Annotated in this window: 20 protein-coding genes; 12 read left to right on the top strand and 8 right to left on the bottom strand. The window is 49.4% G+C overall.

The window, feature by feature from the left end; genetic code table 11:
* The 3 genes from efp to accC all read left to right on the top strand — a co-directional run.
* Positions 1 to 598, top strand: a 598-nt coding sequence (gene efp / locus VFS25_RS15200; protein ID WP_326463017.1) for an elongation factor P, incomplete at its 5' end; no start/stop codon positions are given.
* Between the two features lie 42 nt (positions 599 to 640).
* The gene (gene accB, locus VFS25_RS15195; protein WP_326463016.1) at positions 641 to 1,129 is read left to right on the top strand and encodes an acetyl-CoA carboxylase biotin carboxyl carrier protein; all 489 of its coding nucleotides are present in this window, start codon (positions 641 to 643) and stop codon (positions 1,127 to 1,129) included.
* Between the two features lie 110 nt (positions 1,130 to 1,239).
* Positions 1,240 to 2,577: an acetyl-CoA carboxylase biotin carboxylase subunit gene (gene accC, locus VFS25_RS15190; protein WP_326463015.1), complete on the top strand. Its 1,338-nt coding sequence runs from the start codon at positions 1,240 to 1,242 to the stop codon at positions 2,575 to 2,577.
* A 294-nt stretch (positions 2,578 to 2,871) separates the two neighbouring features.
* Here accC and VFS25_RS15185 read toward each other — a convergent pair whose 3' ends face one another.
* From VFS25_RS15185 to VFS25_RS15175, 3 genes are all read right to left on the bottom strand, one after another.
* Positions 2,872 to 4,614, bottom strand: a complete 1,743-nt coding sequence (locus VFS25_RS15185; RefSeq protein ID WP_326463014.1) for a family 43 glycosylhydrolase — start codon at positions 4,612 to 4,614, stop codon at positions 2,872 to 2,874.
* A 114-nt stretch (positions 4,615 to 4,728) separates the two neighbouring features.
* Positions 4,729 to 5,121 (bottom strand): hypothetical protein, encoded by a 393-nt coding sequence (locus VFS25_RS15180; protein WP_326463013.1) that lies wholly within the window; start codon positions 5,119 to 5,121, stop codon positions 4,729 to 4,731.
* A 112-nt stretch (positions 5,122 to 5,233) separates the two neighbouring features.
* Positions 5,234 to 7,429: a glutamine synthetase III gene (locus VFS25_RS15175; protein WP_326463012.1), complete on the bottom strand. Its 2,196-nt coding sequence runs from the start codon at positions 7,427 to 7,429 to the stop codon at positions 5,234 to 5,236.
* Between the two features lie 523 nt (positions 7,430 to 7,952).
* Between VFS25_RS15175 and purL the strand changes: the two genes are divergently transcribed.
* Positions 7,953 to 10,208, top strand: coding sequence for a phosphoribosylformylglycinamidine synthase subunit PurL (gene purL / locus VFS25_RS15170; RefSeq protein ID WP_326463011.1), 2,256 nt, complete (start codon positions 7,953 to 7,955; stop codon positions 10,206 to 10,208).
* A gap of 702 nt (positions 10,209 to 10,910) precedes the next feature.
* Here the strand turns inward: purL and VFS25_RS15165 are convergent.
* Positions 10,911 to 12,152 (bottom strand): pyridoxal phosphate-dependent aminotransferase family protein, encoded by a 1,242-nt coding sequence (locus VFS25_RS15165; RefSeq protein ID WP_326463010.1) that lies wholly within the window; start codon positions 12,150 to 12,152, stop codon positions 10,911 to 10,913.
* A gap of 210 nt (positions 12,153 to 12,362) precedes the next feature.
* Between VFS25_RS15165 and pafA the strand changes: the two genes are divergently transcribed.
* The 3 genes from pafA (at position 12,363) to VFS25_RS15150 (ending at position 15,646) form a co-directional block, all read left to right on the top strand.
* Positions 12,363 to 14,027: an alkaline phosphatase PafA gene (gene pafA, locus VFS25_RS15160; RefSeq protein WP_326463009.1), complete on the top strand. Its 1,665-nt coding sequence runs from the start codon at positions 12,363 to 12,365 to the stop codon at positions 14,025 to 14,027.
* A gap of 117 nt (positions 14,028 to 14,144) precedes the next feature.
* Entirely contained in the window at positions 14,145 to 14,942 is a 798-nt protein-coding gene (locus tag VFS25_RS15155) for an enoyl-CoA hydratase/isomerase family protein (RefSeq protein WP_326463008.1), read from the top strand.
* Between the two features lie 41 nt (positions 14,943 to 14,983).
* Positions 14,984 to 15,646, top strand: a complete 663-nt coding sequence (locus VFS25_RS15150) for a hypothetical protein (RefSeq protein WP_326463007.1) — start codon at positions 14,984 to 14,986, stop codon at positions 15,644 to 15,646.
* Positions 15,647 to 15,730: 84 nt separating this feature from the next.
* Here VFS25_RS15150 and VFS25_RS15145 read toward each other — a convergent pair whose 3' ends face one another.
* Complete coding sequence (locus VFS25_RS15145) at positions 15,731 to 16,120, bottom strand: hypothetical protein (RefSeq protein ID WP_326463006.1); 390 nt, start codon at positions 16,118 to 16,120, stop codon at positions 15,731 to 15,733.
* A 149-nt stretch (positions 16,121 to 16,269) separates the two neighbouring features.
* Between VFS25_RS15145 and VFS25_RS15140 the strand changes: the two genes are divergently transcribed.
* The 3 genes from VFS25_RS15140 (at position 16,270) to aroE (ending at position 19,627) form a co-directional block, all read left to right on the top strand.
* Entirely contained in the window at positions 16,270 to 17,694 is a 1,425-nt protein-coding gene (locus VFS25_RS15140) for a tetratricopeptide repeat protein (protein ID WP_326463005.1), read from the top strand.
* 256 nt (positions 17,695 to 17,950) lie between these two features.
* Complete coding sequence (locus VFS25_RS15135; protein WP_326463004.1) at positions 17,951 to 18,718, top strand: phosphosulfolactate synthase; 768 nt, start codon at positions 17,951 to 17,953, stop codon at positions 18,716 to 18,718.
* 171 nt (positions 18,719 to 18,889) lie between these two features.
* Positions 18,890 to 19,627 (top strand): shikimate dehydrogenase, encoded by a 738-nt coding sequence (gene aroE, locus VFS25_RS15130; RefSeq protein ID WP_326463003.1) that lies wholly within the window; start codon positions 18,890 to 18,892, stop codon positions 19,625 to 19,627.
* 21 nt (positions 19,628 to 19,648) lie between these two features.
* Here aroE and VFS25_RS15125 read toward each other — a convergent pair whose 3' ends face one another.
* Positions 19,649 to 20,446: a class I SAM-dependent methyltransferase gene (locus tag VFS25_RS15125; protein ID WP_326463002.1), complete on the bottom strand. Its 798-nt coding sequence runs from the start codon at positions 20,444 to 20,446 to the stop codon at positions 19,649 to 19,651.
* A 56-nt stretch (positions 20,447 to 20,502) separates the two neighbouring features.
* Between VFS25_RS15125 and truB the strand changes: the two genes are divergently transcribed.
* Complete coding sequence (truB, locus tag VFS25_RS15120; RefSeq protein ID WP_326463001.1) at positions 20,503 to 21,186, top strand: tRNA pseudouridine(55) synthase TruB; 684 nt, start codon at positions 20,503 to 20,505, stop codon at positions 21,184 to 21,186.
* Positions 21,187 to 21,280: 94 nt separating this feature from the next.
* On the opposite strand, the gene VFS25_RS15115 is transcribed toward truB, so the two are convergent.
* Positions 21,281 to 23,719, bottom strand: a complete 2,439-nt coding sequence (locus VFS25_RS15115) for a BamA/TamA family outer membrane protein (protein WP_326463000.1) — start codon at positions 23,717 to 23,719, stop codon at positions 21,281 to 21,283.
* Positions 23,720 to 23,762: 43 nt separating this feature from the next.
* Between VFS25_RS15115 and VFS25_RS15110 the strand changes: the two genes are divergently transcribed.
* Positions 23,763 to 24,500: a TrmH family RNA methyltransferase gene (locus VFS25_RS15110; RefSeq protein ID WP_414647744.1), complete on the top strand. Its 738-nt coding sequence runs from the start codon at positions 23,763 to 23,765 to the stop codon at positions 24,498 to 24,500.
* A 14-nt stretch (positions 24,501 to 24,514) separates the two neighbouring features.
* Here the strand turns inward: VFS25_RS15110 and VFS25_RS15105 are convergent, their stop codons facing one another.
* Positions 24,515 to 25,747: an ABC transporter permease gene (locus tag VFS25_RS15105; RefSeq protein WP_326462998.1), complete on the bottom strand. Its 1,233-nt coding sequence runs from the start codon at positions 25,745 to 25,747 to the stop codon at positions 24,515 to 24,517.
* Between the last annotated feature and the right edge of the window lie 106 nt (positions 25,748 to 25,853).

The raw sequence follows: 25,853 nt of genomic DNA, 5'->3' as shown, positions 1-25,853 counted from the left end.
ATTTTTAAAACCTAAATCAGTATCCTATTTTATGGCTACCACTGCAGATATAAGAACAGGATTGATCATAAAGCTGGACAACAGCTTATATTCTGTTGTAGAGTTTGGACAGAACAAAACAGCCCGCGCTGCTGCGAAGGTATGGGCCAAGCTAAAAGGTGTAGATAACAACCGTTCCATAGAGCACACCTGGAACTCCGGCGATACCATTTTCCCGGTACGTGTTGAAAAGAAAGCATTCCAGTTCCTGTACAAGGACGACAGCGGCTACAATTTCATGGATAAGGAAACTTTTGAGCAGATAGCCCTGGCAGAAACCATGGTAGATGCGCCCCAGTTCCTGAAAGACGGGGATGAGGTGTTTGTAATGATCAATACCGAAACCGAGCAGCCGATGAGCGTGGAGCTGCCGGATAAAATAGTGGCAAAGGTTACTTATTCAGAGCCGGGCATGAAGGGCGATACTGCTACCCGTACCCTGAAGCCCGCTACCATTGAAACCGGCGCTACGGTAATGGTGCCGCTGTTTGTAAATGAGGGCGAATCCATCCGGATAAATACCAAAACCGGGGAGTACATTGAAAGAGTAAAAGAATAATCCATATCAACTACGAACATTTCTAAACCAAAAACTGTCTACATGGATTTTAAACAGATTCAGGAGCTGGTAAAGATGGTCAATAAGTCCAACATCAGTGAACTGAGCATAGAGGAGGATAAGTTCAAAATTACCATAAAACAAAAGGACAACGAGGTACAACAGGTAATTACTGTACCCGCGGCAGTAGCGCCCGTGCAGGCAGTTGCACAGGTACCCCAGGCCGCAGCTGCTCCTGCAGCCGCAGCAGCCGCTCCTCCTGCAGCCACTCCTGCTGCTGCAAAAGCAGATAACCTGGTTACTATCAAATCTCCTATGATCGGTACTTTTTACCGCAGCCCCGGCCCTGACAAGCCGCCTTTTGTGAATGTAGGCGACGATGTGGCACCCGGCAAAGTGGTTTGCATTATTGAAGCCATGAAGCTGTTCAATGAAATTGAAAGCGAAGTAGCCGGTAAAATTGTAAAAGTGCTGGTAGATGATGCTTCCCCGGTTGAATATGATCAGCCCTTGTTTTTAGTAGAACCATAAAATATAGTAGTAAGTTGCTGGTTGTGAGCTGTTAGTGACTGTTCCGAAAATTATATCCGCTCCGGTCGCCAACAACTGACCACTGGCTGCTGGCAACTAATATAAGACCAATGTTTAAAAAAATACTGATCGCCAACCGTGGAGAGATTGCCCTGCGTATCATACGCACCTGTAAGGAAATGGGTATCAAAACGGTGGCTGTTTATAGTACGGCGGATAAAGACAGCCTGCATGTGAAGTTTGCAGATGAAGCGGTATGTATAGGTAAACCGCAAAGCAGTGAATCCTACCTGAACATCCCTCACCTGATGGCAGCCGCTGAGATCACCAATGCTGACGCCATCCATCCCGGTTACGGTTTCCTGGCAGAAAATGCGCGCTTTGCTGAAATATGCGGCGAGCATGGTATTAAGTTCATTGGCCCTACCCCGGAAATGATCCGGAAAATGGGCGATAAAATGACGGCCAAAGAAACCATGATAGCAGCCGGCGTACCGGTAATACCCGGCTCCGATGGTTTGCTGGAAAGCCTGGACCAGGCCAGAAAGCTGGCAAAGGAAATGGGACTGCCCGTTATCCTGAAAGCCACTGCCGGCGGCGGCGGTAAAGGGATGCGCGTAGTGTGGCAGGATAGTGAGCTGGAGAATGCCTATAACATGGCCAAAACAGAAGCCCGCGCCGCTTTCAATAACGACGGCATTTACATGGAGAAATTCGTGGAAGAGCCCCGGCATATTGAGATACAGGTAGCAGGCGACCAATATGGCAAGGTGTGCCACCTGAGCGAAAGGGACTGCTCCATACAGCGCCGTCACCAGAAGCTGGTAGAGGAATCACCCTCACCGTTCATGACGCCGGAGCTGCGCGAAAAAATGGGCGAAGCTGCTATTAAAGCCGCCTCCGCCATTAACTACGAAAGCGTAGGCACCATCGAGTTCCTGGTAGATAAGCACCGGAACTTTTACTTCATGGAAATGAACACCCGTATACAGGTGGAGCATGGGGTAACGGAAGAGGTGATCAACTTTGACCTGATCAAGGAACAGATTAAGATAGCGGCAGGTATTCCTATTTCCGGTAAAAACTATACGCCGCAAATGCATGCCATTGAATGCCGTATTAACGCAGAGGATCCCTATAGCGATTTCCGCCCCTCTCCCGGCAAAATAACGGTACTGCATATACCCGGCGGCCATGGCGTGCGGGTTGACTCCCATATTTACGCGGGTTATGTGATACCGCCTTACTACGACAGTATGGTGGCCAAGATCATCACTATCGCGCAAACCAGGGAAGAAGCCATTAACACCATGGAGCGCGCGCTGAGCGAGTTTGTAATAGAAGGGGTGAAAACCACCATTCCTTTCCACCAGCAGCTGATGCGCGATGAGAACTTCCGTAAGGGCAACTTTACCACCAAGTTCACTGAAACCTTTAAGCTGGTATAGTTTTAAGATGTACATATGGCCTGCTTTAAAAAGCAGCAGCCTGTGAAAAATATAAGAGGATGTACCTGTTCGGGTGCATCCTCTTTTTTTATGCCGGTATCTCACCTCAAACGGTGATTAAGTAGCGGCAATGCCATCTTTTCCCACGCTGTTTTCCCGCGCGGCCGCCGGCAACGGGCACTGCCGTATAATTATTTGATACGCAAAGGTTGTAGGACATTTATTGCAGGCATATGTATATACATAGGCTGCCGCCTGCCGCCGGCTGTACCGTAACGGCGGCATGGTTTGCTGTTATTCCACCTTTATAACGGCGGTACGTTTCCCGATACCGTTTTCATTGAACGCCTCTATGCAGAAATAATAGGGCTGGTTTTTTTCCATTGCAGTAAAGTAATATTCATTGGCGCCGTATACCATAATGCTGGTGTACAGCTTACCGGGCGCGGTACCGGCATAAATAGTATAGCCGGTAGCGTTATTGCCGGTTTGCCATTTAAGCCAGGCATTGCGGCGCTCACTATTGCCGCGTAAGGCTACAAATGCCTTTACCGTATCAGGCACGCTGCCTTTGCCCCGGCCAAACACACGCAACCCGCTAATGGCAAATTTGCCGGAGGGCATATGTATGTTCTCCATTTTAATATACCGGGCCTGTACAGGCGCTGGATAGGCAATGTAATCATGCGGTACATCTGTTTGGTTGCGGCTTTTATCGGTAAGCAGCTTCCAGGTTTTACCGTCGGCAGAGCTGTAAAGCCGGTATTGGTGGTATAAGCCCGGCTGCTTGCCCATAAAGGCGGCATCCTGGTCGGCATAGTTGATTTGGATGGCATATATGGCGCTCAGCTGCCCCAGGTCGGTTTGCAGCCATTCTCCCTTGCTGCCGGTAGCGGCGCTCCAGTAGGTTTTTATATTTTCATCTACTGCATTGTTGGGCGCATAGCCCCCGTAGGTGGAAGATACCTGCACGGGCTTGTTATAGTTCAACAGCATCCACCCGGTAAAAAGGCGGTTGCCGTTTTTTACGCTATCAGCCGGCAGGTAATGCGGATAATCGCCGTAGGCGGTGTTGCAAAAGAGTATATTATCCCTGTCAAAGCCTGCCGGCCATATGCCTATCCTTCGTTCAAAATTATTCTTGGTGCCGATTACAATGGTAGATACATGCCACCAGTTGCCGTACTTATCCTGGTAAGTGGCGCCATGGCCTGCGCCCCTGGCAAATCCACCGGGTTTGTAGGAAAAAGGGTTGTGCAACTGGTAGGTGAAAGGCCCTAAGGGATGGCTGCTTACATATACGCCATCGCCATACCCGCTGAACTCCGTGCCTGGCGCTGCATATTGCAGGTAGTACAGGCCGTTATGCTTGTTCATCCAGGCGCCTTCTATAAAAGGCTTCAGGAAGGTATTGTTATTATGCTCGCCAAACCGTTCCCACCCGTGAATGCTGTCGTGCAGGCGTATCAGCTCCCGGCGTTCACCAACCGGCTGCAGGGTGGTGCGGTCCACCTCCTGCCCGTAAACGGGAAATTCGTTGCTGGAGCCATGGTACAGGTACAGGCGTCCATCGTCATCTGCAAAAAATGCCGGGTCCCAGGCGCCGGCCCGGAAGGAATCTACGGCCTCCATCCAGGTGTCTGTATGCGGAGCTTTACTCATCCACAAGGGGAAATCTTTGGTATAGGTAGATCCGATGACCAGCAGCGTATCGCCTAATACTACGGTAGCAGGGGCGCACAATTCATCATACACATGATGCCAGGGTTTCAGGAATTTGCGCGGCACAAAGTGCCATTGCAGCATATCATGGCTCCACCAGTAGCCCCACTGGTTAGTGGAAAAAAGGTAGTAGTCGCCTTTGAACAGGGTAATAACCGGGTCGGCAGTGGCGCGGTGCCTGCCCTGGGTAACAAAGTTGGGAATAGGGCAGTACCCGTAATCAATATTAATGGGGTTACAATAGGTTTTTTCCTGGGCAATAATGCGGGCAACCGGCAGTAAGCACAACAGCAGCAGCACTAATCTTTTTTGCATGATTGTTCCTTTTTGTACCGTAAAAGCTAAATGTAAAAAAAAATCCCGTTCACCAGAAGATGAACGGGGCTTGCTTAACCTAATTGTTCTTTATCGAATAGTCATGACTGAGCATTATGTTTTGCCAGGCGTGGTTTTACCCGGCAGCTGCCGGTCCTGCAGGCGCTGGGCGTGCAGCCACTGTTCCTGGCGTTTGGCCATCCATTGGCGGTATTGTACATACTGCGTAACAGATAGCAGGGCCTTTACCCGGTTAGCATGTGTTTGTTGTAAGTGGAGCAGCTGTGCATCTTTTTCAGCGCTGCTTAATGCGGTATTGCGGCGTATACTTTTTCTCTGGCGGTAAAAACTGTTTTCAATAACCTGCAGCTGCCGGCTTTGCTGGTCTGTTAAGGCCAGCTCGTGCTTTATGCGGCGGCTGAGCCGGCGGTGCAGCACTATGCTGTCCTGCGCAACAGCAGCTCCGGAGGTAAGGAGCATTATTAACAGGGCCGGTAGCAGCTTCATATAAGTTGATAGTTTTCACAGTATAGACGGCCGGGAGCGCAGAAGGTTTAAAAACAGAAAAGCCCACGGTAAAAACCGCGGGCTAATCATACACCAAAACAATCTTACGGTTTTATCGCAAGAAAAGCAGCTCTCTGTACTTGGGCAGCGCCCATTTGCTGTCATCCACCAGGAACTCCAGTTTATCGGAGTGGTAACGGATCACGTCAAAGTACGGCTTAATCTTTTCACAGTAATCTATAGCTTTCTGACGGCTGTCGGTGAGCTTATTTGCCACTTTACGTGCCTCAATCATAGCCTGTACATTCTCACTGATGACATTAATATGTTCAGCTATTTTACCAGCTATTTGTTTTTGGGCTTTTATTGCATCTTCACCTAAACCAATCTCTTTCAGACCGCGGATGTTTTCAATCAGCGTGTTCTGATAGCTGATAGCAGCAGGCAGAATGGTGTTGGTAGCCAGGTCGCCAATTACACGTGCTTCAATCTGCACTCTTTTCACATAATCTTCCAGCAGTATTTCATGGCGGGCATGCAGCTCTTTCTCGTTGTATACGCCGGTTTCGGCAAACAGCTTGGCTGCTTTAGGTGTAACCATTGCATCCAGCGCCTGCGGAGTGGTTTTAATGTTGGGCAGGCCTCTTTTGGCTGCTTCTTCGGCCCACTCTTCGCTATAGCCGTCGCCTTCGAATAAAACTTTTTCCGAATCTACAATATATTTCCGAAGAGTTTGCATGATGGCAATCTCTTTTTTCTCGCCTTTTTCTATCAGGGCATCCACTTCTTTCTTGAAAGTTTGCAGTGTTTTAGCCATAATAGTATTCAGAACGGTCATTGCAGAAGCGCAGTTAGCGGAAGAACCTACGGCGCGGAACTCGAACTTGTTACCGGTAAAGGCAAACGGAGAGGTACGGTTACGGTCGGTGTTATCCAGCATCAGCTCCGGAATATGACGGTGCAGGTCCAGCTTCAGGATGGCTTCATCCTGCTCATCAAACTTGTTGTTTACGCGGGTTTTTACTTCCTGCAGCACTTCAAACAGGTACTTACCTACGAAAACGGAGATAATGGCGGGAGGCGCTTCGTTGGCGCCCAGGCGGAAGTCGTTGCTGGCAGATGCAATGGAGGCGCGCATCAGGTCGGCATAGTCATGCACGGCCTTGATGGTGTTCACAAAAAAGGTCAGGAACATGAGGTTGGTCTTGGGTGTTTTGCCCGGGGCCAGCAGGTTTACACCGGTATCGGTGGCCATGCTCCAGTTATTGTGTTTACCTGAACCGTTAATGCCTGCAAAAGGTTTCTCGTGCAGCAGCGCTTTCAGCTTATGGCGTTTAGCCACTTTATTCATTACGTCCATCAGCAGGGAGTTGTGGTCCACTGCAATGTTCACTTCTTCAAATATAGGAGCGCACTCAAACTGGGAGGGGGCAACTTCATTGTGGCGGGTTCTCAGCGGAATACCCAGTTTGTAAGCTTCTTCTTCGAAATCGCGCATAAAAGCGTAGGCGCGTTCCGGTATGGAACCAAAGTAGTGGTCTTCCAGCTGCTGGCCTTTGGAGGGCGCATGGCCTACAACGGTACGGCCGCACATGATCAGGTCAGGGCGGGCGTTAGCCAGGTTTTCATCTACCAGGAAGTACTCCTGCTCCCAACCCAGGGTGGCAGTTACTTTGGTTACATTTTTATCAAAATAGTTACATACATCTACAGCAGCTTTATCCAGGGCAGACAGCGCTTTCAGCAGCGGCGCCTTGTAATCCAGCGATTCACCGGTATAGGCTACAAAAATGGTAGGTATGCAAAGTGTTTTGCCGTATCCCTGTTCTATAATAAAGGCGGGAGAGGAGGGGTCCCATGCGGTATAGCCACGGGCTTCAAAAGTAGCACGGATGCCGCCGCTGGGGAAGCTGGAAGCATCGGGCTCCTGCTGTACCAGGGCATCGCCGTCAAAAGTTTCAATGGCAGAGCCATCGCTTTTAATGGTAAAGAAAGAATCATGCTTTTCAGCAGTAGTACCGGTAAGGGGTTGAAACCAGTGTGTAAAGTGGGTAACACCTTTTTTCATGGCCCATTGCTTCAGACCAGCGGCGATCTGTTCGGCCATCTTACGTTCGATTTTGGAACCAGCTTTAATGGAGTTCATTAAGCTTTTATAGGCTTCGTCGCTCAGGTTCTCGCGCAGAACTTTTCCGGTGAAGACATTACTGCCAAACACTTCGGTAATTTTCCCGTTCAGCTGATCGGGCTTAATTTTCAAATCAACGCCGGAAAGACCTTCCAGCGCAGTGAAGCGTAAAGATTGCATGCTGTAATTGATTTTGTACTAAGTAAAGTAATTTTATACAAAAAAACATCCATTACGTAATATAAACAAGAAGTTTATTATTTTTTGGTAAAAAATTACATTTTAAGGGTAAAACGAGCAGGATTTTTGATTTTTAACCAAAAAAAAGAATAAGTTGGTTTCCAAAACTAATATATTAAAAAAATGATAATATAATTGGTATTACGTAGGTAATACCCAAGCGGTATAAACGGTAACGTTGAGATAGAACCAGCCACCATTGCGCCTTTTGGATATAATATCGCTTTTAAATGCTGAAAAGGCCCTGAATATTATAACGTACGTAGTTGCACGTTTTGCCTGTGAGCAGGGTTGTACGCTATTTTTTGCTATTGTATAACAGCCTGTGAAATAAAGGGCATATACAACCTGCTGGTACAGGTGTCATTATTGGCAGGATAGCGTTTGTTTCCCTTGTCAATTGCAGGAAAATTAGGTAGGTTTGCATCTTCGTTTATACTACTGTCTACAATTACCAAAATACATGCAAAGCACTGTAGAAACTTCCGATAAATTAATGCATACCACTGTTGAAACTGCCGAACAGCTGGGACTTACCGCAGACGAATTTGAACGTATAAAAACCATCCTGGGCCGTGTGCCCAACTTTACGGAGCTGAGTATGTACTCCGTAATGTGGAGTGAACACTGCAGCTACAAAAACTCCATTGTATGGCTGAAGTCCCTGCCCCGTGAAGGCGACCGGCTGCTGGTGAAGGCCGGTGAGGAAAATGCCGGGTTAGTAGACATTGGCGATGGCTATGCCTGCGTTTTTAAAATAGAATCCCATAACCACCCCAGCGCTATTGAGCCCTTCCAGGGCGCAGCCACTGGTGTTGGCGGCATACACCGCGATATTTTTACCATGGGCGCCCGCCCTGTTGCCGCGCTTAACTCCCTGCGCTTCGGCAACCTGAACGATAAAAAAACACAGCACCTGCTGAAAGGCGTGGTACATGGTATTGGCCATTACGGCAACTGCTTTGGCGTGCCTACCGTGGGCGGCGAAGCTTATTTTGAAGACTGCTACAGCACCAACCCGCTGGTAAACGCCATGAGCGTGGGTATTGTTAAAGTAGGACAAACCGTATCTGCCACCTCTTATGGCGCCGGTAACCCGGTATTTATAGTGGGTTCCGCCACCGGTAAAGATGGTATTGGCGGCGCTTCCTTTGCCAGCGCAGATATTACAGAAGAAAGCGCGGAAGACCTGCCGGCTGTGCAGGTAGGCGATCCCTTCCAGGAAAAGAAGTTGCTGGAAGCCTGCCTGGAAGTTATTAAAACCAATGCGCTGGTAGGCATGCAGGATATGGGCGCTGCCGGCATCACCTGCTCTACTGCAGAAATGAGCGCCAAGGGTGAGCATGGCATGAATATTTACCTGGATAAGGTGCCCACCCGCCAGGAAAACATGAAAGCCTGGGAAATGCTGCTGAGCGAAAGCCAGGAAAGAATGCTGATAGTAGTGCACAAAGGCCGTGAGGCAGAAGTGCTGCAGATATTTGATAAATGGGACCTGCATTGCGTGCAGATAGGTGAAGTAACCAAAGAGCCCAACCTGAAGTTCTATATGAATGGCGTGCTGGAGGCTGATGTGCCTGCGGAAAGCCTGGTGCTGGGCGGCGGCGCTCCCCAATACCACCGCGCTTATACTGAGCCGGCTTATTTTGAAAAAATAAAAGCATTTGACATACAGAATGTGCAGGACACCCTGCACCCGCGCTTTGTGGCAGAGAGGCTGGTAAAGCTGCCTAACATTGCTTCCAAACGCTGGATATATACCCAGTACGACAGTATGGTGGGCACTGCCAATGCCAGCACCAATGCCCCCAGCGATGCGGCCATTGTACTGGTAAAAGGCACCAAAAAGGCGCTGGCTGTAACCACGGATTGCAACAGCCGCTATGTATTCGCCAACCCGCATATTGGCGGACAAATAGCAGTGGCGGAAGCCGCCCGTAACATAGTATGCAGCGGCGGCGAGCCGGTGGCCATTACTAACTGCCTGAACTTTGGCAACCCGTATGACCCGGAAGTGTATTACCAGTTTGTACATGCCATTAAAGGTATGGGTGAGGCCTGCCGCAAGTTTAATACGCCGGTAACAGGTGGTAACGTAAGCTTTTACAACCAGGGCCCCGACGGCCCGGTGTACCCCACGCCTACCATAGGTATGCTGGGCGTGCTGGACAGCCTGGAGCAGCGTATAACCCTGCACTTTAAGGAAGCAGGCCACCTGGTGTACCTGATTGGCCGCAGCCGTAATGATATTAACAGCTCCGAATACCTGCACAAGATTATTGGTATTGAACATAGCCCTGCACCGCACTTTCACCTGGAGGAAGAGCACCAGCTGCAGTTAGCCATTGCCAAGCTGAATAAGGCCGGCCTTATTCAATCTGCGCATGATGTAAGTGAAGGCGGCCTGTTTATTACCCTGCTGGAAAGCGCAATGGCCGGCGGTTTAGGCTTTGACATAAATACCAACAGCAGTTTCCGTAAAGATGCATACCTGTTCGGTGAAAGCCAGAGCCGTGTAGTGGTAACCGTAAGACCGGAAAACAAGGAGAAGTTTGAAGCGCTGCTGCACGGGCTTATAGATGCCACAGACCATTCCGTACGCAGTGAAAGAATAGGTGTGGTGAAAGGCGAGCACGTAATAGTGGATGGTGAAGACTGGGGCAAGGTTGCCGAGTGGAAAGCGCTGTATGATACCGCTATTGAAAATCACCTGGAATAACGGGTAATAGTAAGTAATACAACAAGGGCAAAGAGCGGTGAATGCTGCTTTTTGCCCTTTTTATTACAATTTTTTTGCACAAGTAACACATAGGTTTGCGGTTTAAAGCGCCGCCGGCATACTTATACGCCGTAGCCAACAAAGTTGGCGGTATGTATGCTTATCTTAATGACATAATTTGAATAACAGTGGAATAAACGTATTTATTACCCTAATTATGAAGCGCCGGGGCATCCCACTTATATATTATATGTTTATACAAATGACAAATTTTGTGCAAACGCGGAACATTGGGGATTAGTATTTTACCATAAGTCGTTTAACAGGTTGTTAACAAAATGGCATGTTTGTGTGATCTTTTGTACGTACAGGAAGCCTAATTTTGATGTATAGAGAGAAGCAAACTACTGCATTAATCACGACAGAATCACTTTTAACCTAATTATAAAATCTTAGAACCATCTGGTTGTTTTCTAGTTCTATGAAACCATTTGTTCTGCCATGTCCTACTGAAAGCTATAAGCTTTAATTTTTTTTTTACACCTAGTGAAAGAACGATTTGTTGAAAGGGTCCCGGGTTCCTCCGGGGCCCTCTTTCTTTAATTTATCAACGGGTGTTTTACCCATTCCACCAGGTATCTCAATAAAAAGAGGGTGTATCATACTTTTGATACACCCTCTTTTTATTTTCCGGCAGCGTGCTTATACCATTGGTATTTCCGCTACTTTATATTCTTTCCTGTCCAGCTTTTGCTTGGTTTCGCTGAAAGCTTTCAGGGTTAGCGCAATATCTTCATCATTATGTGCTGCTGTAGGTATAAGGCGGTAAATGATCTGTCCTTTAGGGATTACCGGGTACACTACTATTGAGCAGAAGATGTTATAATTCTCCCGCAGGTCCAGGCACATGGCCGTAGCTTCGGGAATATCGCCCTGCAGGTATATGGGCGTAACCGGGGAGTTGGTATGGCCAATGTTGAAGCCTTTTTCCTTCAGGCCGTTTTGCAGCTTGTTTACGTTGTACCAGAGCTTTTCTTTCAGGGCGGGCTGTGTACGCATCAGCTCTACCCGTTTTAGGTGTCCGATTACCAGCGGTAAGGGAACGGATTTGGCAAATATCTGGGAGCGCATGTTATAGCGCAGGTAATTAATAATAGCCTTGTCGCCGCTCATAAAGGCGCCTATGGATGCACCGGATTTTGCGAAGGTGTTAAACAGCAGGTCTATTTTGTCCTGTACGCCCTGCTCTTCGCCGGTACCGGCCCCGGTTTTACCCATGGTGCCAAAGCCGTGGGCATCATCTACCATCAGGCGGAACTCGTATTTATCTTTCAGGGCGGCAATCTCTTTCAGCTTACCCTGGTCGCCAGCCATGCCAAACACCCCTTCTGTAACCACCAGTATACCGCCGCCAGTGGTTTTGGTAAGCTCTACAGCACGGTTCAGCTGTTTTTCACAATCTGCTATATCATTATGCTTAAACACATAACGGTGGCCCTGGTGCAGGCGCAGCCCGTCTATTATACTGGCGTGGCACTCGGCGTCGTACACAATTACGTCGCGGCGGTTGCATACCGCATCAATGGCGCTCATAATACCCTGGTAGCCATAGTTGAGTAAGGTCGTATCTTCTTTGCCCATGTAGTCAGACAGCACTTTTTCCAGCTGCTCATGGTAATTGGTGTTACCGCTCATCATACGGGCACCCATCGGAGCGGCTAAACCAAAATCTGCTGCGGCCTTCGCATCTGTAGCACGTACCTCAGGATGGTTGGCCAGGCCCAGGTAGTTATTCAGGCTCCATACAATTTTTTCCTGGCCCCTGAATTTCATACGGGGACCTATTTCCCCTTCCAGCTTGGGAAAGGCAAAATACCCGTGGGCCCTTTCAGAGTGCTCCCCAATGGGACCTCTGTGTTTCAGCAGTTTCTCAAATATATCCATATGTTAATTAATGATTAATTGTGATCATTAAGGTCGCCACAAAGGTATTAAATAATTACTTTTTGTAATCTTCCCATTACATTTGTCGCCATCTTACCAAAACAATAAAAATTTCAGTCATCCAGATGAAGCTGGCATTCCTACAGTGCACGGAAAATCCAACCTGCAGCGCGCTTCGTAGGACGGTTAAAAAAAATCAAAGTATCAATCATGAAATGGAGCAACTTACTGTTATCAGCGTGTTTGTTTTTAGCGCCGGGCACTGCTGCCCAAAAAGCCACATCGCCGGGGCCTTTTTACCGCCCTGCAGCCCTTGCATCCAAAACAGCTGACCGCCCTAAGCTGGTGGTAGGCGTGGTGGTGGACCAGATGCGGTGGGACTACCTGTACCGTTACTACAGCCGTTATACCGCCAATGGGTTTAAACGGCTGCTGCGCGATGGATTTTCCTGCGAAAATACATTAATTAATTATGCCCCTACTGTTACGGCCTGCGGGCATACCTGTGTTTATACCGGCTCTGTACCCGCCGTACATGGCATTATCGGGAACGACTGGTGGAATGCGCAGCAGCACCGGGATGTGTACTGCACGGAGGATAGCACCGTGAACGGCGTAGGCACCCAAACCGCGGCCGGTAAAATGAGCCCCCGCAACCTGCTAACCAGCACCATTGGCGATGAGCTGCGCCTGGCCAGCAACTTTCAGAGCAAGGTGGTTGGCGTAGCCATTAAAGACCGCGGCGCTATATTGCCGGCCGGCCATAGCGCCAATGCTGCGTTCTGGTATGATGCCGGCGCCGGTAACTGGATTACCAGCACCTACTATATGAACGAGCTGCCAGGCTGGGTGCAAACTTTTAACAGCCAGCAGTGGCCTGTCCGGTACCTGAAAGCGCCATGGACCACCCTGTACCCCATTGAAAGCTATACCCTCAGCACGGCCGATGAAAAGGCGTATGAGGGCAAATACAGGGGCGCGGCAAATTCCTCCTTTCCGCATAACCTGGGTGCCAATGCCCAATCACTGATAGCAGCCACGCCCTACGGCAATACCATGACACTGGAATTTGCCAAAAAAGCCATCGAAGCCTATAACCTGGGCAGCGGTCCTGCAACGGACATGCTGGCCATCAGCCTTTCCTCCACTGATTACGTTGGCCACCAGTTTGGGCCCAATTCTGTTGAGATAGAAGACACCTACCTGCGCCTTGATAAGGACCTGGCGGCCTTTTTTGATTACCTGGATAAGAAAATAGGCAGGGGGCAGTACACTTTCTTTATTACTGCCGATCATGGGGTAGCCCATGTGCCGGGTTTTATGGAAGAGCATAAGCTGCCCGGCCATACCTTTAAGGGCGCATTAGTGACAAAAGCACTGAACGACAGCATAAACGCCCGTTTTGGCATAGCCGGCGCCATACAGGGCAGCAGCAATTACCAGCTGTACCTGAACCATGCCGCCATTGAACAAGCCGGAAAATCTGAAAAGGCCATAACCGATTATATTATAGCACAATTAATGAAACAGCCGGCCATTGTAAACGTTTTGCCTTTAAAAGCGCTGATGACCAGCACATTACCAGAGCCTTTGCGCACCATGCTCATAAACGGCTATAACGCCAAACAAAGCGGCGATATACAAATTGTGCTGGCCCCGGGATGGATAGAAGGCGGCCCTACCGGCACTACCCACGGCCTGTGGTACCCCTATGACGCACATATTCCGCTGGTATGGATGGGATGGGGCATTCCGGCCGGTAAAAGCAACCGCACCATGGGTATGACGGATATTGCGCCTACCCTGGCGGCCCTGCTGCATATACAGATGCCCAGCGGAAATGTAGGTAAGGTGATTGAGGAAATAACAAAATGATGAGCGGGGAAGTAGGGGTATAACATTACGGCAGCGTAGCACGTTTAATTAGTTTGAGATTTGTACTCAATTTAATAAATTGCTTTTCGGCCCAGCCGGCCGGCTAAAACTGTCAACTTGTTACACGACCATACAAACACCTTCTCATTTATCAGTTATGAAGTGCAGCAGCGCATTGCAACCGTTACCCTGAACCGGCCGGAAAAACGCAATGCGCTCAACGGCGCCATGGTAGCCGAGCTGCAGCAGGCATTCCGGCAGGCGGGGGAGGATGATGCTGTAAAAGTGATTGTGCTGAAGGGAGCCGGCGAAGCTTTTTGCGCCGGGGCCGACCTGGAGTACCTGCGGCAGCTGCAGCAAAATACCTTTGATGAGAACCTGGCCGACTCCCAGGCGCTGATGCAGCTAATGCTGCAGATTTACCGGCATGATAAGGTGGTGATAGCCCAGGTAGAAGGGCATGCCATTGCCGGCGGCTGCGGGCTGGTAACCATTTGTGACCTGAGCTATGCCGTGCCCGAAGCGTTACTGGGCTATACAGAGGTAAAGATCGGGTTTATACCGGCGCTTGTGTCTGTGTTCCTGGTACGTAAAACAGGGGAGGGCCGGGCCAGGGAGCTGTTGTTAACCGGTAAGCTGATTAAAGCCGCCCAGGCAGCCACCTACGGGCTGATCACTGAAGTAGTGCCAAAAGCGAATATTGACGGTTACGTGCATGGAATAGCCACTGCCCTGTGTGACGAAGCTGCCGCCAACTCCCTGAAGGTAACCAAGCAGCTGGTGGGCATGGTGCTGGACAAGCCGCTGCAGGAGGCCCTGGAAACCGCTGCTCGCCTGAATGCAGCTACCCGTGAGCATGCAGAATGCAGGAAAGGCATACAGGCTTTCCTGAATAAAGAAAAGCTGGCATGGTAATTACCTAACTGTACCCTATGAAAAATACAAGCATCAAGCACATGAAAACACTTAACAAATGGCTGCTGGCCCTCCTGGTGGGCAGTATGGCCACCGGCTCCCTGAGTGCCCAGCGTTTGGTGTCTGACATGAAAATTGTGTATAAGCTGGAGCTACCCCCCGACCAGCAGCAGGCAGGCGCCATGCTGCAAGGCAGCACCCTTGTTGAATATATGCGGGGCCACCTGAGCCGTATAGACATGAACCTGAACGTGGTACACTACACTTACCTTATTAATAGCCGTGACCAAGCCGTGGTAACCCTGATCGATAACCAGGGAGATAAGTACCTGATCCGCTCGGACAGGGAAGAGTATGAAAAGGAGCTGAAGCAGTACAGCAACATCCGTTTTAAGGATGAGCCGGGCACGAAGGAGCTGTTGGGGTATACCTGTAAAAAAGCTACCGGTATTATGCCCGACGGTAAAACCTTTGAAGTGTACTATACGCCCGACCTGGTGCCGGAAAACAGGCATTACAACCGGCGGTTTGTAAACCTGAAAGGCATTCCCCTGCAATTTGAGATTATTACCAAGGCGGGCGCCAGGATGATTGTAATAGCCACCCATATAGATCTGCACCCGGTGCCGGCAGCTATGTTTGAAACGCCCACCTCCGGCTACAAGGTGATCAGCAGGGAGGAACTGCAAAAAATGGGCAGCTGAGCTCCTGAAGCTATAAAAGGAAAGAGGGTGTATCAAAAGCATGATACACCCTCTTTCTTTTTATTTAGTTAAATCTTATAGGCGTTACTTTAGCGGCAATATTATCCGTAGTTTATGAAACTGCTGCTGTTCCGCACTTGGCTGCTGCACCTGCAGGTTATACGGCAGTACAAACGTTACATTCCCTTTTTTATAGGTCATTACGGATTTGATATTCCAGGAAGTGGAGGAAGTAAGCCTGAACTCAGAGCTGAAGGAACCGTTATAACGGAACCCGTCAAGGCTCAGGTTGGTTTTGGGCATGGTCATAGCGCCCAGTAAAAAACGGTTTTCCGTTTTCTTAGCTACTTTGTCTTTATCACTGTTGTTAAACGACAGATCATTGGCCCGTGCGCTTAAAACGCAGCAAACCAGCATGCCTGCCAGTAAGCAGGACAATGAAAAAGACTGCAATATGAAGGTTCTCGTTTTCATTGTATCACAAATGTACAAACTTTTCAATATATCATAACAAATTCTTAACGCAATTTAAGCATTTTACCTAAAATTCTGTTAAAAATTCCATGAACGGCGCACTTTCGTCTGCATTTGCGTGGTTCAATAAAAGTATTATATTTACAATAATGAATCAAGACTTTCCATTATTTAACGAGGATTTTGACGAGTTAAGGGACTTGCTGCAGCAGTTTGAAAACCTCAGAGCTGGCCAGTCCCATTCGTTCCTGGATGAAGATTCCTTTGAGCAGATCATCGATTATTATGATGAACATGATGAGTTGCCTAACGCCATACAGGCGGCAGAAATAGCCATCGAGCAATTCCCATATTCTTCCACCCTTTTACTGAAAAAAGCCAACCTGCTGATAGAAACCAAAAAGTACAACGACGCGCTGGAGCTGTTGGAAAAAGCTGCTATATTGGATAGTACGGATATAAACCTGTACATCCTGCAAACAGATATTTACCTGGCCCTGAACCAGCATGAAAAAGCCGCGGCTGTGCTGGAGGAGCAGATCAAACAGTTTGACGGGGATGACCGCACGGAGCTGTTGCTGGAGCTGGCGGATGTGTATGATGACTGGGAGGAATTTGACCGGGTGTTTGATTGCCTGAAAATAGCGCTGGAGCATGATCCTAATAATGAAGAAGCCCTTCATAAAATCTGTTTCTGGACAGAATATACCGGGCGCAATGAAGAAAGCATACGCCTGCACAGCCAGATCATCAACGATTTTCCGTATAACCAGCTGGCCTGGTTTAACCTGGGTACCGCTTACCAGGGGCTGAAGCTGTATGAAAAGGCCATAGATGCTTACCTGTATGCCGTAGCCATTGATGAAAAGTTCGATTACGCCTACCGCAATATGGGCGATGCGTATATCCGGCTGCGTAAGTTCCAGGAAGCCATTGAGGTGCTGCAGAAACACCTGGAAATAGCCAAGCCCGAAGATGTGATTTATGAGGCTATTGGCCACTGCTATGAGAAAATGCGCAAGTTTACCCAGGCGCGTTATTATTACCGCAAGGCATCGCACTTAAGCCCGCAGGACGACAAGCTGTATTATAAGATAGCCCTGGCCTACATGATGGAGGCTAACTGGGAAAACGCCGTTAAGTCCATTGCCAGCGCATTAAAGATCAATAAGAACAGCGCAGAGTATTACATTGGCCTGGGCCAGTGCTACCTGGAGCTGGGTAAAAACAAGGATGCGCTGATCCAGTTTATGAGCGCCCTGCGTATAAAACCGCAAAGCGTTACTACCTGGCAGGAGTTCATCCGCGCGCTGTACGTGGCCCGCTTTTTCGACGAAGCTGTTGTGCAGCTGGATGAGGCAGAGCAGAAGCTGGGCCGCAAGCCGGTGTTTATTTACTACCGGGCAGCCGTGCTGCTGGCAACCGGGTATACCAAGGAAGGATTGCTGCAGCTGGAAACTGCGCTGCAGCTGGCGCCCCGGCAGCTGAAAAAGATGGTGGAGCTGGACCCCACGCTGCTGCAGCATAACAGCGTGGTGGAGCTGATAGCCCGCTACAGGAAAAAGAAAAAATAAAACCAAGCGTAAAAATATTTGTACAAAGCCTGTTTCCGACCCCGGGAGCAGGCTTTATTTTTTGTAACAGCGCACGTATTTACGCTCCAGGGGTGGCAGGCAGCCCTGTCATTAACAGATATATACCGCTTCCGTTGGCAAATATGTTGAAACAGGTTTGACCGCCCTGTCCAAAATCAGTTTATAAATTAGAGATAGTTCTTATTTTTGCGCCGGTTTTCCACTTTGGTTGATATTGGCATAAACAACAGACAGCATGAATTTTAATCTTAATCAGCTCCCGAACCGTACCAAAAAGCCCCGTACACATGGCCTGACCATGGTAATGGATAAAGGCCTCAGCGTGGAAGAAGCCCGCAATTTTTTATCAGTGGCAGGGCCGCATGTGGATATATTGAAACTGGGTTTCGGCACCTCCTTTGTTACGCCGCGGCTGCGCGAAAAAATTGAGCTATACCAATCGCATAATATCCCTGTTTATTTTGGCGGCACCCTGTTTGAGGCCTTCCTGATCCGTAACCAGCTGGATGAGTATATTAAAGTGATCAAGGAATATGGCATTACCTACATGGAGGTGTCCGATGGGTCGGTTACCATTCCCCATGCTGAAAAATGCGGTTATATTGAGAAATTGTCAAAACTGGGGCTGGTGCTTAGCGAAGTGGGTTCCAAGGATGCAGAACATATTATTCCCCCCTATAAATGGATTGAGCTGATGCGCGCAGAGCTGAACGCCGGCGCTACGTATGTAATTGCCGAAGCACGTGAAAGCGGCAATGTTGGTATTTACCGCGGCAGCGGTGAGGTGCGCGAAGGCCTGGTACAGGAAATACTTACCCAGATACCGGAAGAAAAAATTATCTGGGAAGCGCCGCAAAAAGCACAACAGCTGTATTTCCTGGAGCTGGTAGGCTGTAACGTAAACCTGGGCAACCTGGCCCCGCACGAGGTAATAGCGCTGGAAGCCATGCGCATTGGCTTGCGGGGCGACACCTTCCATTTGTTCCTTAATAAAGAAGCATGAGTTAATTACGGATTGTCAATTACTAATTACGACTGGAAGCAGGGCGCTTTTTGACCCGGCGCCTGGTGGTCCGGAAATTGTGCATTAGCATTGGGTGTTTAGCATTCCGCCGCTCATTCGTAATTATTCGTATTTCGTAATTGATAATTCGTAATTCGTAATTAAAAAGGCATGAAACTGTACGGACTTATCGGCTACCCGCTCAGCCATTCTTTTTCCAAAGGATTTTTTGCGGAAAAATTCAAACAGGAAGGCATTACCGGCTGCGCGTATGAGAACTTTCCCCTGGCCAGCATTAGCGAGTTCCCGGCATTGCTGGCGCAGCATAAAGCCAACCTGCATGGCCTTAATGTTACCATTCCTTATAAAGAGGCGGTATTACCCTGGGTGGATGAGCTAAGTCCTGCGGCAGCGCAAATAAAAGCCGTAAACTGCATCCGCTTTGAGAAGGACAAGCGAAAGGGTTTTAATACCGATGTTATCGGGTTTAAGAGATCGCTGCTGCCGCTGATAAAGCCGCACCATACCCATGCCCTGGTATTAGGCACCGGCGGCGCCGCCAAGGCAATTATGTTTGTGCTGGAAGAGCTGAGCATACCCTTTACTGTTGTGAGCCGCAGCGGCCAGGCCGGGGCCATTGGTTATGAGGCGCTGGATGCAGCTGTTATCGAAGCCCATACGATCATCATCAATACTTCTCCTGTAGGCATGTACCCCAACACCAATGCGGCGCCGGCACTGCCGTACGACGCCATTACAAAACATCATTTGTTATATGACCTGGTTTATAACCCGGCTGAAACGTTGTTTCTCCAAAAAGGGGCGGCAAAAGGCGCTGCGGTAAAAAATGGGCATGAAATGCTGGTGCTGCAGGCAGAAGCCAGCTGGGAGATATGGAACGACCTGTAATATACAAGGAGCGCCGGTTCCTTATTTGACTTTAATAAGGTAATACACGCAGGTAGTTACAAAGTTCCGCACAAAGGGCAGGTGAGTTACGGGCCCCCACTGCACCCGTGGCTGCAGCCCGAACTTGTATTTATAAATAGGATTGACCAGGTAATGTTTTTTAAGCGTTACGGCAAAGCCTTGCTGCTTCACTATTTTTTCAAAGCGCTCAATAGAAATACCGGTATCTTTTATTTCCATAAGCTCCTGTATGGTGCTGTTATGCTCACCGCCTGCTTTCAGTAAAGCGCGGTACAGGGGGCGGGGCAGCAAATGTATATAGGGCAGCATGCTTAATACCTTGCTGTTGCAGATCTGCTGATGCCCGCCGTGCGGCATGTACCAGGGCGGAAATCCAAAGTACACCTGTCCGCCGGGCGTAAGCAGGTTTTTAAGATAGCCTATGATCCTGGACTGGTCGGGGATGTGCTCAATCGCATCTTTCAGGATAATAAGATCAAATGAATGCCGGAACTCGCCCAGGAAATCAACATCATAAATATTTTTGGAGATCAGGCGTAGCTGCCCGCTTTGTACATAGCTGCCCAGGAAATCATTAGCCAGGTTAATGCGCACAGGGTCCAGGTCCACCCCAACGCAGCTGCAGCCCTTTTCCAGCAACGGCGTTAGCACGCCGCCTTCCCCGCAGCCTATTTCCATTATGCGCATGCCGGCTGCCAGCGGCATGGCCTGCTCAATAAAAGGCAATACGTAGGTGCGTGAATTATCTACCTGTTGCTGGTACCGCAGGTTGGCGTCTTTATGCTGTTGTAAGGCCATAAGCCGCTAAAATAGCAAAAAAATATAAGCCATTAGTTGTTTACTATCTTTGCGCCATGAATCAAAACCAGGAAAAAAATCTCTACGAAACAGGCCAGGTGCTGCTGTTTAACAAACCCCTGCGCTGGACCTCTTTTGATGTGGTGCGCAAGGTACGGAACGCAACCAAAGCCAAGATAGGCCATGCCGGCACGCTGGACCCGCTGGCTACCGGCCTGCTGATATGCTGCACCGGTAAAATGACCAAAAAGATAAATGAATACCAGGCACAGGAAAAAGAATATACCGGCACCTTTACCCTGGGCGCTGTTACCCCCACGTTTGACCTGGAATCGGAACCTGAACAGTTTAAAGATACCGGCGCTATTGACGCCGCGCTGCTGCATGCCACCACAAAACAGTTCACGGGAGCGCTGCAGCAGCTGCCGCCCATTCACTCCGCCATTAAACAAAACGGCAAACCCATTTATCACCTGGCCCGGCAGGGGGTAGCCGTAAAGGTGGAGCCCCGCAATATTTTCATTAAGGAATTTGAGCTTACTAAGATTGAAATGCCGGTAGTGTTTTTCCGCGTGGTATGCAGCACCGGTACATACATCCGTTCCCTGGCCAATGATTTTGGCGCAGCCTTGGGCTGCGGCGCTTACCTGAGCAGCTTATGCAGAACACGCATCGGCGATTTTAAGCTGGAAGACGCCCTGGAGGTAGAGGCGTTTATTGCCGCACAGCGGCAAGAGTAATTACGAATTACGAATGAGGAAGTGTGCAATGAGGACAAACTGCCTTTTCAGGAAAACATCTCCCTAACAGCTCACCGCTCTAATTCGTAATTGACTAGAACGGGTAGCCGATGGCTATATTCCATATAATGTTTTCCCTTCTCCATTTCTTATCGGCCAGGTCCCACTCATCCAGGTACCAGCCATTTTTCTGGCCGGTATAATAGGGCACTTTCAGGGGAATGCCCCAGTCAAGCCGCACCAGGAAAAAGGTAAAATCCAGTCGCAGGCCTGCGCCGGTGCCCACGGCCAGGTCGTGGTACAGCTTATCCAGGCGAAACTCGCCGCCGGGGCGCAGCTCGTCTTTACTCAACATCCAGATGTTGCCAATATCCAGGAAGGTAGCGCCTTTGAGGTTTACGCTGCCGTTGAACATGCGCAGCAGGTCAAAGCGGAACTCCACATTGCCTTCCAGCTTCATATCGCCTGTTTGGTCGGGGAATATGCGTGCAATGGCAGAGGTATCTTTATAAGAGCCGGGGCCCAGGGTGCGCAGGCGCCAGGCGCGTATGCTCAGGGGACCGCCTGCTGTGAACTGCCGTATGTAAGGCAGCACATCCGACTTGCCGTAGGGAATGCCTACGCCCCCATATATCCGGGTTGCCAGGGTAGTGTTGGGCGTAAAGTTCCAGTAATGGCGGTAGTCGGCCTCCAGCTTTACAAAGTTGGAGATGGTTAGCCCGGTGGTAGACTCCAGGTTGCTCCTATGGCCGCTGATGCCGTTCATAATGCTGTTAACGCCGTTGAGCCAAAGGCCCGACTCTTCTATGTTGGCGCGGAAGTAAGAGTTATGCCACTTATGCAGTATATCGTTATTGGCAAAGATGTAGGTTATGTTTTCGCCCCCGATAAATGCCGGCTCAAAGCTTCTTTTCAGGTAAGGGTTCTTGGCTACTACCGTGTCGCGGAAATCGGGGTTCAGGCTTACGCCAACGTAGTTGAGTGAAATGGGTTTAACGATCCAACGTTTGTAAATCGTTTCATTCCATTCATATCCGAAAGAGGCGTTAATGTTATTGATCTTGAACCGGTCTATCCTGGAAAGGTAATCCCATCCGGCGCTCAGCCGGGTGCGGATGGTGGAACGGTTGCTGCTGCGGATGCGGAAAGGCGTAATAAAACGGGGAAACATCAGGTCTACCTGCATGCCCAGCTGCTTGGCCTGCAGCACAAAGGCGTCGTCCTGGTTACGGATCATTTCCAGGCCGGCGTTCAGGCTAATACCCAGCTGGTTGGCGGCGCGGTTTACGTTCAGGTGCCGGTAGTTGAAAGTTACGCCGCTGCCCACCAGGTAATCGCTGCTGGTGCTAACTTCAAAGTTAGCGCCCAGCTCCTGTTTACGTTTAGGCGTCATGTACAGGTAGGCATCCAGCTTATTGGTAGTATCTTTTTTCTCCCGGTACTGCAGCGTTACAAACTGCCATATGTTAAGGTCATACAGCCGGTTAATGGCATTGGTTTGCTGCTGCTGTGAATACAGGTCGCCGGGGCGCAGCAGCACCGACCGGGAAAGCACTTTCGGCTTCAGTATTTCCTGGTGGGAGCGCACGGTAATGTATTTGTGATGGCTTGTTTTAAAGCTGGTATCGGCCGGGTTGCCGTTGATCGGGAAATCGGGGTATACATAAATAGAGTCTATATTATACCGTTCCCAGGCTGTAAGCGTATCTTCGGGGTTTTTGATACGTACGGTAATATCCATGGTAGGCTTTTCAAGCCCCTTACGCTCGTTGAATATATTGGTAATGCCCTCAAAAGGGTTAAGCGGGTTGCGGAACAGCGCTTTGTGCAGGGTGTCTATTTCAAACTCTATGGCATCGCGGCTGAATTTGAAGTAGCCGGCATTTTTTACCAGGCGGGTAAGCCGCTCGCGCTCACTCACCAGCGCATCCTGCTTGTAAGCCATGTTTCTTTTAACAAGGGAAAAAGGCGCGGCATCCCTTACCAGCTTTAGTATGGCGGTGTCTTGTATATCGTAGTAAATATTATTTACGATAAAATTTTTGCCGGTGTTCACCTGGTAGGTAACGCTGGCTTTCTGGCGCCTGATTTTTTCGGTGTAGGTAGCGGTGGCATAAAAGTAACCCTGGTTATTGAGATAGCTGACCATCCGCTGCAGCGACTCCTTTGTTTTGGCAGAGTCGTAGACCACCGGGGCTTCCAGGTTACGCGGGGCCAGCATCAGGTTCCAGAACCAGTTGGATTTTTTTTCGTTGTATTTCTGGTTATAAAGGAATGTTTTTATGCGGGTGCCTACAAACTTGGTGTTGGCCTGCTGCAGCATCAGCTGCTTGGAGCTGAGGGAGCTGCGGAGGTCCTGCTTATCGGCCGAAGCCAGGCCTTCGCCTTTTACACTTACTTTGCTGCTTACATACAGGGCCTGGTTTTTCTGGAGGTATTTTGTGTTGGAGCAGGCCGCCAGCGTGAGCACAGCAACCAGTAATAGTACTGTATAGTTCGGGTGAAGAGAATGGGAACTATGTGGCGGCTGCATTTCGGCGAAAACAATTATAATATTTTTTAAATAGTTTTGACATATGTTGTCAAAGGCGCAAATTAAGCATATTCAATCATTACAGCATAAAAAATACCGCCAAAAATACCGCCAGTATATGGCGGAAGGGGACAAGATTGTGCAGGAGCTGCTGCAGGCCGGACTGGTGCAGCAGGTGTATGCAACAGCCGACTGGCTGGAGGAGCAGGGCCCTTTACCAGCCACCATCACCGCAGCACAAGTGCACGTGGTAACGCCGCAGGAACTCAGGCAGCTATCGGCCCTTACCACGCCCAACCGGGCCATGGCGCTGCTGCCTGTGCCGCCGGCAAAGGAACCCGGTGATCTTGGCGGCACCATTTCGCTGGCGCTGGAAACCATACAAGACCCGGGTAACCTGGGCACTATTATTCGTATAGCCGATTGGTTTGGTATACCGCAGGTGATCTGCTCGCCGGATTGCGTGGATGCCTATAATCCCAAAACCATACAGGCCACTATGGGCAGCATTGCCCGCGTGCGGGTAACGGAGTGTGATATAAGCACGCTGCTGCAACAGGCCGGGGTGCCTGCTTATGCAGCAACGCTGCATGGCCGCAGCATTGCTGAATTTTCCACTATACAGGAGGGCATTATCCTTATTGGCAATGAGTCGCGCGGGTTAAGCACAGCTGTGCTGGAACGCAGCGCGCACCGCATTACCATTCCGCGCCTGGGCAGCGCGGAAAGCCTGAACGCAGCAGTGGCAACGGGGATTATTTGCAGCAAGCTGCTGATTTAATTGATAATTCGTAATTACTTGAACTGTATGGCTTTTACCGGTGTTATTTTGCGGATAATGAGCGAAGGAATAAGCAATACCAGCAGGCAAATGCCAAACGTGCTGATATTAATGAGCGCCACTTCCCACCAGCGCAGCTCAATGGCGGCTACCGACATGTAGTATGACTCTTCGGGCAGCTTAAAAAAGCCGGTGGCTTTTTGCAGAAAGGCCAGGCCCAGGCCCAGTATATTGCCCAGTATAAGGCCGCTCAATACAATATAGCCCGCCTGGTAAATAAATATTTGCTGGATGTTCCAGTTGCGCATGCCTAATGCTTTAACAACACCTACCATGTTGGTGCGCTCCAGTATCAGTATCAGGATGGCGGTGATCATGTTAATCACGGCTACAATGGTCATGATCACTATGATAATTACTTCGTTCTTATTCTGCAGCTTCAGCCAGTCAAAAATATTGGGATATATTTCCCGTATGGTACGCGCAAACAGCTTGTCCGGTATCTGGGCATAGATCTGCTGCCCGATGGTGTCCATTTGCCGGTAATTCTTTACAAATATCTCATATCCGCCAATTTCGGCGGGTTTCCAGTTATTCAGCTTGCGAATGAGCCCCAGGTCGCCAATAACGTAGGTTTTATCATATTCCTCAATACCGGTTTTGTATATGCCCGTTACCGTTAGCTTGCGTGCGCGTGGCGGCTGGCCGCCGCCTTGTATAAAATACACAATGACCTTGTCGTTCAGCCGCAGCTGCAGCTCCCGGGCAAGGCTTGTGGAAATAATGATCTCCGGCGCGTAGCTGCTGTCTGAATAATGTATGGGCCGGCCCTGCACCAGGAAGCGCTGCAGGCGCTGCCAGCTGTATTGCGCATCCACCCCTTTGAATATTACACCTTCAATATCTTTTTCTGCCTTGAGGATAGCGGATTTGGTGGCATAGGCATTTACGATGGTAACGCCGGGTATGCGCAGCAGGCTGCCAGCCAGGGAGCTGTCGGCCTCAAAGGGTATCTGCTCTGTTAAAGGACCGGCATTGGGCTGGTACTGTGTTACGTGTATATGGCCCCAGAAGCTGAATATCTTTTCCTGTATCACCTGCTGAAAGCCATTCACCAGCGCGGTAGCCATTATCATTACAGCTACGCTGATGGCGGTAGCAATAATGGCAATGTTGATGATGACCCTTGAAAAGGAAGACGTTTTGTTAAATGCGATCCGCCTGGCAATGAAGAAAGATAAACGCATGATACTACGAAGAAACGGAAAAAAAGTGAAGCCTGCTGCGTGAAATTGCAAAAAGCGGCTATACTAAAATAATCGTAACTTAATCCGCTATTTAACTGTTATGATG

This window comes from Chitinophaga sp. (genome assembly GCF_035761305.1).
In the GTDB taxonomy this organism is placed as follows: Bacteria; Bacteroidota; Bacteroidia; order Chitinophagales; family Chitinophagaceae; genus Chitinophaga.
Note: the sequence above shows the minus strand (reverse complement) of the source record. Positions and strands in the feature narration are given on the sequence as shown.

Bases quoted from the DNA above. Each gene is read 5' to 3' on its own strand.
- accB (WP_326463016.1), top strand. From the start codon at position 641: ATGGATTTTAAACAGATTCAGGAGCTGGTAAAGATGGTCAATAAGTCC.
- accC (WP_326463015.1), top strand. From the start codon at position 1,240: ATGTTTAAAAAAATACTGATCGCCAACCGTGGAGAGATTGCCCTGCGT.
- VFS25_RS15185 (WP_326463014.1), bottom strand. From the start codon at position 4,614: ATGCAAAAAAGATTAGTGCTGCTGCTGTTGTGCTTACTGCCGGTTGCC.
- VFS25_RS15180 (WP_326463013.1), bottom strand. From the start codon at position 5,121: ATGAAGCTGCTACCGGCCCTGTTAATAATGCTCCTTACCTCCGGAGCT.
- VFS25_RS15175 (WP_326463012.1), bottom strand. From the start codon at position 7,429: ATGCAATCTTTACGCTTCACTGCGCTGGAAGGTCTTTCCGGCGTTGAT.
- purL (WP_326463011.1), top strand. From the start codon at position 7,953: ATGCAAAGCACTGTAGAAACTTCCGATAAATTAATGCATACCACTGTT.
- VFS25_RS15165 (WP_326463010.1), bottom strand. From the start codon at position 12,152: ATGGATATATTTGAGAAACTGCTGAAACACAGAGGTCCCATTGGGGAG.
- pafA (WP_326463009.1), top strand. From the start codon at position 12,363: ATGAAATGGAGCAACTTACTGTTATCAGCGTGTTTGTTTTTAGCGCCG.
- VFS25_RS15150 (WP_326463007.1), top strand. From the start codon at position 14,984: ATGAAAACACTTAACAAATGGCTGCTGGCCCTCCTGGTGGGCAGTATG.
- VFS25_RS15145 (WP_326463006.1), bottom strand. From the start codon at position 16,120: ATGAAAACGAGAACCTTCATATTGCAGTCTTTTTCATTGTCCTGCTTA.
- VFS25_RS15140 (WP_326463005.1), top strand. From the start codon at position 16,270: ATGAATCAAGACTTTCCATTATTTAACGAGGATTTTGACGAGTTAAGG.
- VFS25_RS15135 (WP_326463004.1), top strand. From the start codon at position 17,951: ATGAATTTTAATCTTAATCAGCTCCCGAACCGTACCAAAAAGCCCCGT.
- aroE (WP_326463003.1), top strand. From the start codon at position 18,890: ATGAAACTGTACGGACTTATCGGCTACCCGCTCAGCCATTCTTTTTCC.
- VFS25_RS15125 (WP_326463002.1), bottom strand. From the start codon at position 20,446: ATGGCCTTACAACAGCATAAAGACGCCAACCTGCGGTACCAGCAACAG.
- truB (WP_326463001.1), top strand. From the start codon at position 20,503: ATGAATCAAAACCAGGAAAAAAATCTCTACGAAACAGGCCAGGTGCTG.
- VFS25_RS15115 (WP_326463000.1), bottom strand. From the start codon at position 23,719: ATGCAGCCGCCACATAGTTCCCATTCTCTTCACCCGAACTATACAGTA.
- VFS25_RS15110 (WP_414647744.1), top strand. From the start codon at position 23,763: ATGTTGTCAAAGGCGCAAATTAAGCATATTCAATCATTACAGCATAAA.
- VFS25_RS15105 (WP_326462998.1), bottom strand. From the start codon at position 25,747: ATGCGTTTATCTTTCTTCATTGCCAGGCGGATCGCATTTAACAAAACG.